The 14,475-nt window shown below is 35.4% G+C and carries 15 protein-coding genes; 13 read left to right on the forward strand and 2 right to left on the reverse strand.

The window, feature by feature from the left end; translation table 11 throughout:
* Nucleotides 1-227: 227 nt before the first annotated feature.
* From KQI71_RS03320 to KQI71_RS03350, 7 genes are read left to right on the forward strand one after another with little or no spacing between them, the layout of a single operon-like run.
* A complete protein-coding gene (locus tag KQI71_RS03320) occupies nt 228-1,112 on the forward strand; it encodes a substrate-binding domain-containing protein (RefSeq protein ID WP_216434060.1) in 885 nt (294 codons plus the stop codon).
* Between the two features lie 28 nt (nt 1,113-1,140).
* Entirely contained in the window at nt 1,141-1,989 is an 849-nt protein-coding gene (gene pstC / locus KQI71_RS03325) for a phosphate ABC transporter permease subunit PstC (protein ID WP_216434062.1), read from the forward strand.
* Nucleotide 1,990: 1 nt separating this feature from the next.
* On the forward strand, nt 1,991-2,893 hold the full coding sequence (pstA, locus tag KQI71_RS03330; protein WP_216434064.1) for a phosphate ABC transporter permease PstA: 903 nt from the start codon (nt 1,991-1,993) through the stop codon (nt 2,891-2,893).
* 8 nt (nt 2,894-2,901) lie between these two features.
* The gene (pstB, locus tag KQI71_RS03335) at nt 2,902-3,654 is read left to right on the forward strand and encodes a phosphate ABC transporter ATP-binding protein PstB (protein ID WP_216434066.1); all 753 of its coding nucleotides are present in this window, start codon (nt 2,902-2,904) and stop codon (nt 3,652-3,654) included.
* A gap of 4 nt (nt 3,655-3,658) precedes the next feature.
* Nucleotides 3,659-4,312: a phosphate signaling complex protein PhoU gene (gene phoU, locus KQI71_RS03340; protein WP_216434068.1), complete on the forward strand. Its 654-nt coding sequence runs from the start codon at nt 3,659-3,661 to the stop codon at nt 4,310-4,312.
* Nucleotides 4,309-4,983, forward strand: a complete 675-nt coding sequence (locus KQI71_RS03345) for a winged helix-turn-helix domain-containing protein (RefSeq protein ID WP_216434070.1) — start codon at nt 4,309-4,311, stop codon at nt 4,981-4,983. Before phoU ends, KQI71_RS03345 begins: the two co-directional genes overlap by 4 nt.
* Entirely contained in the window at nt 4,980-6,323 is a 1,344-nt protein-coding gene (locus KQI71_RS03350) for a sensor histidine kinase (RefSeq protein WP_216434072.1), read from the forward strand. Before KQI71_RS03345 ends, KQI71_RS03350 begins: the two co-directional genes overlap by 4 nt.
* A 54-nt stretch (nt 6,324-6,377) precedes the next feature.
* On the opposite strand, the gene KQI71_RS03355 is transcribed toward KQI71_RS03350, so the two are convergent.
* The gene (locus KQI71_RS03355; protein ID WP_216434074.1) at nt 6,378-7,814 is read right to left on the reverse strand and encodes an N-acetylglucosaminidase; all 1,437 of its coding nucleotides are present in this window, start codon (nt 7,812-7,814) and stop codon (nt 6,378-6,380) included.
* Nucleotides 7,815-8,051: 237 nt separating this feature from the next.
* On the opposite strand from KQI71_RS03355, the gene KQI71_RS03360 reads away from it, so the two are divergent.
* The 5 genes from KQI71_RS03360 (at nt 8,052) to KQI71_RS03380 (ending at nt 12,333) form a co-directional block, all read left to right on the forward strand.
* Complete coding sequence (locus KQI71_RS03360) at nt 8,052-8,855, forward strand: amino acid ABC transporter substrate-binding protein (RefSeq protein WP_216434077.1); 804 nt, start codon at nt 8,052-8,054, stop codon at nt 8,853-8,855.
* A 109-nt stretch (nt 8,856-8,964) separates the two neighbouring features.
* Nucleotides 8,965-9,621 (forward strand): amino acid ABC transporter permease, encoded by a 657-nt coding sequence (locus tag KQI71_RS03365; protein WP_216434079.1) that lies wholly within the window; start codon nt 8,965-8,967, stop codon nt 9,619-9,621.
* An 11-nt stretch (nt 9,622-9,632) separates the two neighbouring features.
* Nucleotides 9,633-10,391 carry an amino acid ABC transporter ATP-binding protein gene (locus KQI71_RS03370; RefSeq protein ID WP_216434081.1) on the forward strand — a complete coding sequence of 253 codons (759 nt, stop codon included), beginning with the start codon at nt 9,633-9,635 and terminating at the stop codon, nt 10,389-10,391.
* A gap of 39 nt (nt 10,392-10,430) precedes the next feature.
* Complete coding sequence (locus tag KQI71_RS03375; protein WP_216434083.1) at nt 10,431-11,801, forward strand: citrate/2-methylcitrate synthase; 1,371 nt, start codon at nt 10,431-10,433, stop codon at nt 11,799-11,801.
* A gap of 244 nt (nt 11,802-12,045) precedes the next feature.
* A complete protein-coding gene (locus KQI71_RS03380; protein ID WP_216434085.1) occupies nt 12,046-12,333 on the forward strand; it encodes a hypothetical protein in 288 nt (95 codons plus the stop codon).
* Nucleotides 12,334-12,363: 30 nt separating this feature from the next.
* Here KQI71_RS03380 and KQI71_RS03385 read toward each other — a convergent pair whose 3' ends face one another.
* A complete protein-coding gene (locus KQI71_RS03385; RefSeq protein WP_216434087.1) occupies nt 12,364-13,014 on the reverse strand; it encodes a hypothetical protein in 651 nt (216 codons plus the stop codon).
* Nucleotides 13,015-13,305: 291 nt separating this feature from the next.
* On the opposite strand from KQI71_RS03385, the gene KQI71_RS03390 reads away from it, so the two are divergent.
* The gene (locus tag KQI71_RS03390; protein WP_216434089.1) at nt 13,306-14,235 is read left to right on the forward strand and encodes an alpha/beta hydrolase; all 930 of its coding nucleotides are present in this window, start codon (nt 13,306-13,308) and stop codon (nt 14,233-14,235) included.
* Nucleotides 14,236-14,475: the final 240 nt, after the last annotated feature.

Raw genomic sequence — 14,475 nt, forward strand, 5'->3', positions numbered from 1 at the left:
AGCATATATATAATAGAAGAAACAGCGTAAAAAGTTAGGTGTAAATTACTATAAAAACGCTGTTTTTTCTTTTTTTGTAATTGGGAAAAAATGTTATAAATTTTACATTAGAGTAAAAAAGCACTTTACATTTAACGAAAACTTTACATAATTATCCTTTTGGATTTTACATGCTAACGGTAAGATAAATCTTGTAAATGAAACGAACCAAAAGGAGAGAACAAGAAATGAGAAAGAAGATTTTAACTTTAATGTTAGCTACAGTCGCAGCATCTAGTTTACTGACAGGATGTGGCGGAGGAAGCAGTAAAAATAGTAGTTCATCATCTGATGATAAAATCACAGCAGTATCCAGAGAAGATGGTTCTGGTACAAGAGGGGCCTTTATTGAACTGTTTGGAGTAGAAGAAAAAGATAAAGACGGAAATAAAGTAGATAAGACAACGACAGCAGCACAGATTACAAACTCTACATCTGTTATGATGACAACCATTGCAGAGAATAAAGCAGCAATTGGATACATATCTTTAGGATCTTTAAATGACACTGTAAAAGCAGTTAAAATTGATGGCGCAGAACCAAGCGTAAAAACAGTAGAAAATGGTTCTTATAAGATTGTACGTCCATTTAATATCGTAACAAAAGATAAATTAACAAAACAGGCTCAGGATTTTGAAAACTTTATTATGAGTGCAGAAGGACAGAAAGTAGTAGAAGACAATGGATATATTAAAATAGATAAAAAAGCTCCTGCTTTCAAATCAAATGGAGCAAAAGGTAAAGTTGTCGTTGGTGGTTCTTCTTCTGTAACACCAGTTATGGAAAAAATCAAAGAAGCTTATGCAAAAGTGAACAAAAATGTCAATGTAGAAGTACAGCAGAGTGATTCTACAACAGGTGTTACAAATGCAACAGAAGGTACTTGCGATATTGGAATGGCTTCTCGTGATCTTGCAGATAGTGAAGCAAAGAAAGGTGTAAAAGCTACAGTTATTGCAAAAGATGGTATCGCAGTTATCGTAAATAAAGACAATAAAGTAAGCGATCTGACAAGTGATCAGGTAAAATCTATTTACACTGGTGAAACTACAAAATGGTCAGATCTTAAATAAGAAGAATAGTGTGGGGAATGAGTAAACGATGAAGAAATCTTTGGAAAAAATTATGGATGTTATATTTTTGCTTGCAGCATGTGTATCGATCCTGGCAGTTATCCTGATTTGTGCTTTCTTATTCGGAAACGGAATTCCTACCATTGGGAAGATTGGATTTGCGAAATTTGTCGCTGGTCAGACCTGGATGCCAAAGAGTGGAATCTTTGGCATTTTCCCAATGATTGTGGGAAGTTTATATGTCACAGCAGGAGCCATTATCGTAGGTGTTCCAATTGGAATTCTGGCAGCAATTTATATGGCAAAGTTTTGTAATGATAAAGTTTATAAAGTATTAAAACCAGCAGTAGAACTTCTGGCAGGAATTCCATCTGTTGTATATGGATTCTTTGGAATGGTCGTATTAGTACCGATGTTTCGAGATATGTTTGGAAATGGTAATAGTGTATTCACTGCATCTATTTTGCTTGGAATTATGATCCTGCCAACAATTATTGGAGTATCAGAAAGTGCAATTCGTGCAGTGCCGGATAGTTATTATGAAGGATCTTTAGGACTTGGTGCAAGCCATGAACGAAGTGTATTTTTCGCAGTACTTCCAGCAGCAAAATCAGGAATTCTTGCGGGTGTTGTTCTTGGTATTGGACGTGCAATCGGAGAGACAATGGCGGTTGTTATGGTAGCAGGTAACCAGGCAGTTGTTCCAGATAGTCTTTTCTCTGGAGTACGTACACTGACATCTAACATTGTATTGGAAATGGGTTATGCAACTGACCTTCACAGAGAAGCATTGATTGCAACGGCTGTTGTATTGTTTGTGTTTATTCTGTTGATCAACCTTTGTTTTGCAGCACTAAAACATAAGGAGGAGTATTAATATGGAGGCAGTAAAAGATATGGAATCAGTGGAAAATATTCAGGGGATCAATAAGATTACCTGGAAACAAAGGATGAAATCTTATAAGAGAACGCCATTATCCTTTATTTTATGGCTTCTTGTAAATGTAGCGATTATATTAACGGTAGCAGTTCTTTTCTTTTTAATTGGATATATTTTAGTACATGGTGTCCCATATTTAAATAAAGGATTATTTGCATTGGAATATACAAGTGAAAATGTTTCCTTGTTCCCGGCAGTTATTAATACTTTAATGATGACAGGATTATCTTTATTATTTGCAGTGCCACTTGGAATTTTCGCAGCAATCTATCTTGTGGAATACGCAAAAAGAGGAAACAAGTTAGTTGAAGTTGTTCGTTTGACAGCAGAAACTTTGTCTGGAATTCCTTCCATCGTATATGGACTGTTTGGTATGTTATTTTTCGTAAATACATTAAAACTGGGATTGTCCATTCTTTCAGGAGCAGCTACGATGGCAATTATGATTCTTCCTTTAATTATGAGAACAACGGAAGAAGCATTAAAATCAGTACCGGATTCTTTCCGTGAAGGAAGTTTTGGACTTGGAGCAGGAAAATTAAGAACTGTTTTCCGCATTGTACTTCCGTCAGCAGTACCTGGAATTCTTTCCGGTGTTATTCTTGGAATTGGACGTATTGTAGGAGAAACTGCAGCATTGATGTATACAGCTGGAACGGTAGCACAAATTCCAAAAAATATTATGGGATCTGGACGCACACTGGCACTTCATATGTATGTTCTTTCTAATGAAGGATTTCATATTGATCAGGCATATGCAACAGCCGTTGTATTGCTGATCATTGTCTTAATCATCAATGCAGTTTCATCATTTATTGCAAAACGAATTACGAAAGGGTAAATAGAGGCATGGAAACAAAAATCAAAGTCGAAAATCTTGACTTATATTATGGAAAATTTAAAGCATTAAAAAATATTAATCTGGATTTGCCAGAAAAACAGATTACAGCTTTTATCGGACCTTCTGGATGTGGAAAATCTACATTACTGAAATCTCTCAATCGTATGAACGATCTTGTAGAAGGATGTAAGATTACTGGAAAAGTTACTCTAGATGGAGAAGATATTTATGGGGATATGGATGTTAATGTACTTCGTAAAAGAGTTGGTATGGTATTTCAGAAGCCAAATCCATTTCCAATGAGTGTTTATGATAACATTGCATATGGACCAAGAACTCATGGAATTCGCAGCAAAGCAAAATTGGATGAGATTGTAGAAAAATCATTGAAAAATGCAGCAATCTGGGATGAATTAAAAGATCGTCTAAAGAAGAGTGCCCTTGGATTATCGGGAGGTCAGCAGCAGCGTCTTTGTATTGCTAGGGCGCTTGCCGTAGAACCAGAAGTTTTACTGATGGATGAGCCAACATCTGCACTAGATCCAATTTCTACTTCCAAAATTGAAGATCTTGCGGTAGAATTAAAATCGAAGTATACAATCATTATGGTAACTCATAACATGCAGCAGGCAGTCAGAATTTCTGACAAAACAGCATTCTTCTTATTAGGAGAGATGGTAGAGTGTGGAAAATCTGATGAGATCTTCTCAATGCCTCAGGACAAACGAACAGAAGATTATATTACAGGAAGGTTTGGTTGATATTATGAGAAATCGATTTGAAAAACAGCTTTTACGTTTGAATCAGGAAATGATTGAAATGGGATCGCTCTGTGAGGAAATGATTACAGCAGCATCCAAAATCGTTGCAACAAGGGATAAAGAACTGATGGCTGATATTCAGGGGATGGAAGAAGAAATCAATCAGAAAGAAAGAGATATTGAACGTATCTGTCTAAAACTTCTTATGCAGCAACAGCCAGTGGCAACAGATTTAAGAGTAATTTCTGCAGCTCTTAAGATGGTATCCGATATGGAAAGAATCGGGGATCAGGCCTGTGATATTACAGGAATTATCAAAAAAGATGCAGCTGTACTTAATCTGAAGGAAAATACCCATCTTGATAAGATGGAAAAAGCTACCATTGATATGGTCAGCAGAAGTATAAGATCATTTATCAAACAGAATCTTGGATTGGCCCGTGAGGTTATTGACCAAGATGATCTGGTAGATGAACTGTTCAAACAGGTGAAGAAAGAGTCGATTGCTCTTATTCATGAAGATCCTGAGAAAGGAGAAGAATACGTTGCTATCGTCTTGATTGCAAAATACTTTGAACGTATTGGAGATCATGCGAGCAATATTGCCGAATGGGTTGAGTTTGCCATTACCGGTGAATATAAAGGAGGAAGCTTGTGATTTTTGTTGTAGAAGATGATCCGAATATCAGAGAACTTGTAACTTATACGTTACAAAGTACCGGATTTGAGGCTCGTGGTTTTGAGGATGGAACAGAATTTTTAAATGCTATGAAAGATGGAGATATGCCAGATTTGGTATTGCTGGATATTATGCTCCCAGGAGAAGATGGGATTTCTATTTTGGGAAAACTGCGGGCAAAATCAGCAACAAAAGAACTTCCGATTATTATGATGACGGCCAGAGGAACGGAGTATGACAAGGTACTTGGTTTAGACAGCGGAGCCGACGACTATATTACAAAACCATTTGGAATGATGGAACTTGTATCCAGAGTCAAAGCGGTTCTGCGCCGTTCAAAGAAGGATTCGAAAGATGAATTGGTCGTAGGAGATTTGCATATTTATCCAAATAAACACAAGGTAAAAGCAAATGGAGAAAAAGTAACATTAACCAATAAGGAATTTAAGCTGCTTTGTTTACTTGTAGAGAGTAAAGGCAATGTATTAAACAGAGATCAGCTTCTTACGAATATATGGGGATATGATTTTGATGGGGAGACAAGGACCGTCGATGTCCATATCCGTTCCCTTCGTCAGAAGCTTGGGGAGTGCGGTAGTCTTATTGAAACAGTTCGTGGAATTGGATATCGCATTGGAGGCAATGAATGAAACGTAAGATTTTCAGCAATATGGTCTATATCGCCTTTGTTGCTGTGATGATGACGACTATTTTGTTGTCTTTCATTATGTATTACCGTTATATGGACCAAATTAAAACAGGGATCAAAGATGAAGCAGCATATATGGCAACTTCTTTAAATCTTCATGACAAACAAGATTTAGATGCTTATAAAAACCTGACTGTTAGCAGAATTACATGGGTTGATTCAAATGGAAAAGTCATTTATGATAGCTCAGGTCAGGAAAATGAAATGACTAATCATAGAAATCGAAAAGAAGTCAAAGAAGCCATGAAAAGCGGAAGTGGAGAAGATACGAGAGTATCAAAAACGCTGAATAAACAGACATATTATTATGCGATAAAACTTCGTGATGGAACTGTTCTTCGGCTAAGCAGAGAAACGCAGACGATTGTGAGACAGATCGAAAGTATCCTTCCGATTTTGTTTTTGATGATGGGCGTGGTTTTGATTCTGGCAGTTATACTCTCTGGAATTTTAACCGGCCGTATTGTGGAACCAATTAATAAGATAGATTTAGTTCATCCTAAGAGAAACGAGACATATAGTGAGTTGAAGCCTTTGTTAAACAGAATCGAACAGCAGAATGTAGATATTGAAAAACAAATTGAAGAGATCAAAGAAGCAGAGAATATGAGAAAAGAATTTTCTGCCAATGTTTCTCATGAATTGAAAACGCCATTGACGACGATTTCAGGTTATGCAGAGCTGATGAAAGACGGACTTGTAAAACCGGAAGATATGAAGCGGTTTTCTGGAACTATTTATGCAGAAGCAAGACGTTTAATTGCAATGATTGAGGATATTATTAAATTATCTCGCCTTGATGAAAATCAGGTAGAGCTTGAAAAGAAAGATATAGATTTGTATGATCTTGTCTTTCAGATTAAAGCAGATCTTAGAAAAAAGGCGGAAGAAGATAATATTTCAGTTCATATAAGAGGGGTTCACACCATGGTTTATGGTGTATATCGGATTTTATATGAAATGTTTTTTAACATGTGTGAAAATGCAATCAAATACAATAAAAAAGATGGAGAAGTTGTTGTGACAATCGCCTCTATGAATGATTGCCCGATTGTTGTTGTGGAAGATACTGGGATTGGTATTCCAAAAGAAGATCTTGATCGGATTTTTGAACGCTTTTATCGCGTAGATAAAAGTCATTCTAATCAGAAAGAAGGTTCAGGTCTTGGCTTATCAATCGTAAAACATGGAGCAAAATACCATAATGCAAAGATGGAAGTTGAGAGTGAATTAGGAAAAGGAACAAAAATTACGATTGAATTCCCAAAGCAAGATATATAAAAACTGCTGTCATACGAGTTATTTTGTATGGCAGCAGTTTTTTAATTTTCAAAATTATTGATAAACAGGTTTATTGTAAGTCATCGAAACGCCATTTGCGTAAACATTTTTGTACTTATTCATCAAACTTCCGATACCTTTTGCATAAGCAGGATCTGTTGCATATTGATGCCAGATGTTGGATACATTTTGATTATAACGGAAACGATACAATGTATTTTGCTGATATGTGCTATTATGTACATACCATTTAGAAATATATTTTGCAGCTCCGGCAATAGCTTTGTCAACGCTTGTCCAGCCTTCATTGTACGCATAAGTAAATCCGCAAAGTTGAGGGGCAGCATCAACTGCTTTGATTCCATACAGGTTATAACATGTCTTTTTTTGTTCGGAAGCAGATAATGTTTTTATTTCCAGATAACCGCTGGCTGTTTTTACATAACTTTTAGAAGAACTTCTTTTCGAAGCAGGTAAAAAGCGGAATCCTGTAATTTCTCCAGAAGAATCTTTAACTACAGAAGCTCCGGTAACAATTTTTCCATTTAAACTTCTGGAATCATATTTTTTTACATTTACATCAGCAAGAGAGGATGATTTAATTCCTTTTGCAAGTGTGCTTGTTCCGTAACCGGATTCATGAACTGTCTGGCACAGAAAATATAATGGGTCAATATTATATGTTTTTGCAGCGGTGATAAAAGCATCGCTTTTTCCTTTAAATACGCTTGTGGATCGTCCGGAAATCATATTTTCCAGAGTATTTTTGTAATTTGCAGCATTCACATCGCGGTAAGTGTCCAGAGTAAGGAACGCAAAATTTCCTGTTTGATCTGAAGATGGATTTATATAGGAATCATAAGTAGAACTGGAAATTGTTTTTCCAGCATAACTGTTATAAACTTCCTTTTGTTTTTTTATATAGGCAGCTCTTGTCATATTCATACGATATGTAGTAACCTTGGAAGGATTGCTGATTGGAGATGCAGAAGTTGGTTTTGCATAGCAAATCATTTTTTTGCTGCTATCATATTGATAGGAAATACCAAGATATTGTGCAGTAAATTTTGCTGGAATGACAATATAGCTTTTATTTGCAGTTTTATATTTTACAGTGCGAGGTGCAGCAGTAAGGGTTCGTTTGGTTCCGTTTGTATAGGCGTAAGTTTTACCAGTATAGAAGGTAATTTTCTTTTTACCATAAGTGAGATCTAGCTGTCCAGTTTTGCTATTGTAGTTTCGTTTTACTTTTGGACCATTTTTAACAATGCTTATATAATAAGGAAGCATGTTTGTATGATTTATCTGGATACCAGGAGTTTTCCCAAGAGAAATGTTTTTTCCTTTGTAATTAAAAGCAAGCTGGCTTTCAGAATAGTTATAGTCTTTCCCATCATAAGAAATGGAAAGAGATGCTGCTGATACGGTTGTTGTCATAAGAAGAGTCATAAAAAGAACAGAGGTTCCTGCCTTTAGTACTCGAATTTTCATAATAAAAGATCCTTTCTAATGTTTTTGTAATAATTATGAAATAAAAATGTCATAAATGCAACAAATTAGATTCTAACACAATATAACATAAAAGGCAATTTTTTCTGTAAACTTTTACAAAAATAGCAATAGAACAGATAGTTAAAAAATTTGACAAGGAAAAGAAAGTTTGCTATCATAAAAAGCAGCATTTTAGTACGCTAATGTGTTGAAAGAATTGCAATGGAGGAATGAAAAATGAAAAAGATTATCGTTGGGCTATTAACGGTTGCTCTGGCAGCTTCATTACTTGTCGGATGTGGCAGTAAAAAGTCTTCAAGCAAGAAAGATGATTCCCTCACAAAGGTGAAAGATAAGAAAGAATTAATTCTTGGATTGGATGCTTCTTTCCCACCAATGGGATTTACAGATAAAAATCAGAAAATTGTCGGTTTTGATATCGATCTTGCAAAAGAAGTAACAAAGAGAATGGGTATCAAGCTGAAATTACAGCCAATCAATTGGGATTCCAAAGAACAGGAACTTGACACAGGAAATATTGACTGTATTTGGAATGGGTTAACTTATAACAAAGATCGTGCAAAACAAATGCTTTGTTCGGAACCATATATGGAAAACCATCAGGTGCTTGTTGTTCCTGCAAACAGCAAAATTAAAAGTTTAGCAGATGTAAAAAAACAAAGCCTTGGAGTTCAGAAAGGGTCAACAGCAGCAGATGCGGTTGATCAAGCAAAACAGCTGAAAGATGCCAATGTCACATTAATGAGTGATAATGTTCAAATCTTAAATGACCTTGGCAATGGATTACAGGCGGCAGTTATGGACGAGGTTGTAGCAAAATATTATACAGCCAAAGATACAGGAAAATATAAAGTACTGTCATCAGATCTTGCAACAGAAAACTATGTAATCGGTTTTAGAAAAGATGACAAAGCTCTTTGCAATGAAGTTGTAAAACAATTAAAGGCTATGGCTAAAGATGGAACACTTGCAAAAATCAGTAAAAAATGGTTCCAGGAAGATATTACAACGATTAAATAACAAAGGCGATAAAAGAAGGGGCTTTTATTCGGAAAGCCCCTTCTTCGTTTCTATAAAATCATAAGATTTTATGAAAAAATAAAAAGAAATTTAGGAGATAAGTTACATTATGGATCAAGTACAAAATTTTCCACAGATCGTACTTTTACTGGCAGAAAACGGATTAAAACAGACCTTAACCCTTTTCTTCCTGACCTTGATTTTTGGGTTGATTTTAGGTATGATCATTGCCAAGGGAAGAATGTCTCGATTCTGGATCATTCAGATGCCGGTTCGTTTCTTCCTGTTGATTATGAGGGGAACGCCTCTAATCTTACAGTTATATGGTTTTTATTTTGGGCTTTATTATCTATCAGGGTTAAGTCTAGACCGTATGACAGCAGCTGTCATCAGCTTTACGTTGAATTATGCAGCGTATTTTGCAGAAATTTATCGAAGTGGTATTCAGGCGGTACCAAAAGGACAGTATGAAGCAGCAAAAGTTCTGGGATTTAGTAGAACTCAGACATTTTTTAAGATTATTCTTCCTCAGGTTATTAAGATTATCACACCATCTCTTGGAAGTGAATGTATGACACTTGTAAAAGATACATCCCTTGCACATGTTATTGGAGTTATGGAAATCTATGTTGTTGCTACCAATCAGATGGCAAGAAGCCGTGGAATGATTTATCTTGTTGTTGCAGGTATCTTTTATCTGATTATGAATGCAATTGTATCTAAAGTATTTGCAGTTATTGAGAAACGTATGGATTATTATCGTTAGGAGGAAAGGAAATGAGTATATTATCGGTATCAAACTTACAGAAAAAGTTTGGAAATCTCACGGTATTGAAAGATATTTCCTTCCAAATTAATGATGGGGAAATTATTTCAATTATTGGTTCTTCTGGTTCTGGAAAATCAACATTGCTTCGTTGTATGAATCAGCTAGAGACAATCACGGCAGGAGAGATTGAAATTAACGGAAAGACGCTTGTAAAGACGGAGGGAAATGTTCCTGTCTATGCTTCAAAAGATATACAGAAACAGATTTTAATGGAAACAGGATTTGTATTCCAGAACTTTAATCTGTTTCCTCACTACAGTGTATTAAGAAATGTAATGGAAGCACCTGTCTGCGTGGCAGGAGTGCCAAAGGAAGAAGCAAAGAAAAAAGCAATGGATCTTTTGCGAAAGCTTGGGCTGGAGGCAAAAGCAGATGCTTATCCATGTGAATTATCGGGAGGGCAATCTCAGAGAGTATCTATTGCACGAGCGTTGGCATTGGAGCCAAAGATTTTATTTTTTGATGAGCCGACATCGGCTTTGGATCCTGAATTAACAGGAGAAGTATTAAAGGTTATCAAGTCATTGACAGATTTGCATATGACAATGGTTATTGTTACTCATGAGATGGCTTTTGCAAAAGAAATATCGGATCGAATTATTTTTATGGACAAAGGAGTTATCATTGAGGATGATACGCCGGATGCGGTATTCCGTTCAACAAATGAACGAACCAAAGAATTTCTTGGAAAATATCGTGATATTTAACGGCGAATAAATGCAGATGAGGAATAGAAAGGAGTCAGTATGATTAAGGATATGCCAAATAAGTTTTCCGAAGTAACACCGGAAATCAAAGAGTTAGCAAAGAAATGCGATCATAAGATTGATGAAGAATTGTTTTCAAAGTATGATGTAAAACGAGGACTTCGAAAGAGAAATGGAGAGGGAGTTCTCGCTGGACTTACCGATATTTCTATGATTCAGTCTTACACAATGATTGACCGTGAAATTGTTCCATGCGAAGGAAAACTTTATTATCGAGGAATTGATATTGAGGATATTGTACAGGGATTTATTTCAGAAGATCGTTTTGGATTTGAAGAAACGACTTATTTGTTATTGTTTGGAAATCTTCCAACAAAAGAACAACTTACAGAATTTAAAGGAATGCTTGCCGAATACCGTCAACTTCCAACAAACTTTGTGCGAGATATCATTATGAAAGCTCCAAGCCGTGATATGATGAATACATTGGCACGAAGCGTACTGACCTTGTTCTCATATGATGATCATGCGAGTGATATTTCGCTCCCAAATGTATTAAGACAGTCGATTCAGTTGATTGCTTTATTCCCAGTTTTATCCGTATATAGTTATCAGGCATATAATCATTATCAGCTGGGACGCAGTTTGTTTATTCACCCACCAAAAGAAGAACTTTCTACAGCAGAGAATATTCTTCATTTATTAAGACCAGACAGTCAATATACAAAACTGGAAGCAAAACTGCTTGATATGGCACTTGTTCTTCACGCAGAGCATGGAGGAGGAAATAACTCAACTTTTACGACTCATGTAGTATCATCTTCAGGAACAGATACATATTCAGCAATTGCTGCAGCGCTTTGTTCTTTGAAGGGACCAAAACATGGTGGTGCAAACATCAAGGTTGTACAAATGTTTGCAGATCTTAAAGAACATGTGAAAAACTGGGAAAGTGAAGATGAGATTCGTGAATATCTGTTGAAATTATTACATAAAGAAGCTTTTGACAAAGCAGGATTGATTTATGGAATGGGACATGCAGTATATTCTATTTCTGATCCACGTTCTAAAATCCTTTCAAGATTTGTAAAACAGCTTTCTGAAGAAAAAGGAAGAGAAGATGAGTATCATCTTTATGCAACGGTAGAGCGTCTCGCAAAGGAAGTAATTGCACAGGAGCGCAAGATTTATAAGGGTGTCAGTGCCAATATTGACTTCTATAGCGGATTTATTTATAGCATGTTAGGACTTCCACATGAATTATATACACCATTATTTGCAATTGCACGTATTGCAGGATGGTCAGCTCACCGTATGGAAGAGCTTGTTAACGGAAATCGTATTATTCGTCCGGCATACAAAGCGGTGTCAAAGATGAAAGCCTACGTACCAATGAATGAACGAGAATAAAAATAAAAAGAGTTGTTTTTTGATCTGCTTTCTGTCTATTCGACAGGGAGCAGATCATTTTATGGCTCTTTTTTTGAATAAAAAACTGATTTTTTAGAATAAACCGAGGACAAACTGAATATATTATGATATAGATTTAACAAAAGTTTCTCTAAAACTTTGTTGAAGACAGAAACATGCAATGCTAAGATGAAATCAGCAAAGAATCGTAGCGCATAAATGAATCAGAAAAGGAGCGTTGTGTATGAATCAGATTTACTCAAAAAAGGGATTTATTGTATTTCGTGTGGGAGATGGCTTTATTGTACATAATACAAACAAGGAATTTAAAGAAGGACATACGCATATTATGAATTACAATACGGCAAAACATGTGATTGATCTCGTAAGCCACAAAAGCATCCCTCATCATTTGAGTTGTTATCTGCTTACAAGCCTTGTCCGCCTGTCGGATGATGAAGAATATAAAGAAAAAGTAAATCTGCTCATATCAAATAAAAGAAAAAAACAAGTGTATGTAAACCGTGCATAAGCGCTGTTTCGTACACTTGTTTTTCTTTCATTATTTATTTTGTGAAGCAGAAACTTCTTGATAAGAAGAAAGATCAGATGGTAATGTGACTTTTACACGTTTTCCTGGATTTTTATAAACAGTGTCCATGGAAATTGAGATCTTTCCAGGTTGTCCATTCTTACTTTCCATAACCAGCTTTAGTGTTTCTCTGACTGGAAGATCGTTTTCATTTAAAATTTTTGTTCCCGAAAAAGAAGTAATCTTGACGGTATTCGAAGGATTTTGATTTGAAGTATTTCCAGTCAGTGAGCCGAGCTGAGACATAAAGATCCCAATGTACTCTTCTCTTCCTTTTTTTGTAAGGTCATAAGAGAGAATCTGTCGACCATCTTTTTGCGAGAGTTTGAGATTTGTATAATTGTTGATGGAAAGTTGTGTCTGTCCAGTCGTATTTTTTAATTGTTCTTTTAACTGTTTGAGATTCATTTTTATTTTCTGCTTTTGTTTATTATCTGTATTAAGATAGTAATACCCATCTGTATAATGGGCATTCATCTGGATTAGTTGATTAAAAACAGATATTTTCGAATCCATTTCCATTTTCATAGATTTTTTGGAAGCATTTGAAATTTTTGATTGAAAAGCCATAATAAAATTCATGTTTTCGGAAGAGTCTTTGGATGTTACTTTATATTTCATATTTCCTTCCATATCACAATCGCTTGTTTTTGAGGATTTTGCAATACTGGAGGAAAGCACCTCTCGAGCAGTACGTTTTTTACTACATGCGCTTAAAGGGAATATAAGCAGTAGAAGAAATCCCAAAGATATCCTTTGTATTTTCTTTTTTTTCATAAATATCCGTTTCCTTTCGATTATTGTTTTATGTATTATAGTATAGGCTATTTTCTATAGGCAGTAAACAAAAATATGCCTTGAATTTCTGTGGAAAGTCTGTAACAATGGTACTAATGACAGGAGGCGTTCATAATGAAAAAAACGTTTTATTTTACATCACAGGCAGACTCATTAAAAATTCATGTTCTGCTTATGGAACCAGAAGAAGAGCCCAAGGGAGTTGTACAGATTTGTCATGGAATGGCAGAACATAAAGAACGGTATGAAGGTTTTATGAAGATGTTATGCGATCATGGATATGTTGCGATCATTCATGATCATAGGGGACATGGAAAAAGTATTCAAAAAGAAGGGGACCTTGGATATTTTTATGATGATACGGGAAATGCAATTTTAGAGGATGTTCATCAATTAACAAAGTGGGCAAAAAAGAGATATCCAGGTATTCCTTATCATTTGTTTGGCCACAGCATGGGATCGCTCGTTGTGCGGTGCTATCTGAAAAAATATGATCAGGAGATAGATTCTCTGATTGTTTGTGGAAGTCCGAGCGATCATCCATTAGTTCCGCTAATTACAAAGTTAGCAAAACAGGCATGCAGGAGTGGAGAAAAAAATCCTGGAAAATTATTTGAAAAAATGGCATTTGGTACTTATCAAAAAATTCTTACACAGGAAGAATCTCCCAATGCATGGATTAGTTATAATAAAGAAAACGTAAGAAAATATGATGAAAATCCATTGGATGGATTTACTTTTAGCAACAATGGATTTTTAAATTTGTCTTTGTTGATGAAAAATACTTATTCATCCAAAGGATGGCAGGTAAAGCATCCATCTCTTCCAATTTTATTTATTGCAGGCGCAGATGATCCGTGCATTGGATCAAAAAAACAATATGCGAATGCTATGAAGAAGCTAAGAAAATGTGGATATAATCATGTACGAGGAGTACTCTTCCGAAACCGCCGACATGAAATCTTAAATGAAGATGGCGTGCAAAAAGTCTATGATGTGATTCTTCCATTTTTAGAGATAGCAGAAAAGCGTAAAAATCAATAAAATGTTTACGAAGATAAAAAACTATTATAATAAAGCGTGTGATCGATTGTGGAATATCCACAGAGATTGCACGCTTTGTTATTTTTAAATATGTTTTTTTGAGTCAATTATAATTTATGAATTATCTTTGTGATTGCAGAAGGAATTTCAATTGCAACAGCAATTTGGCTACTAAAACAAATTATAAAAAAGAAAATAGAAGAATAAGATAAAAAAATTAGCACTCAACACTTGATAGTG

The organism is Anaerostipes sp. MSJ-23 (assembly GCF_018918155.1).
GTDB lineage: Bacteria > Bacillota > Clostridia > Lachnospirales > Lachnospiraceae > Anaerostipes.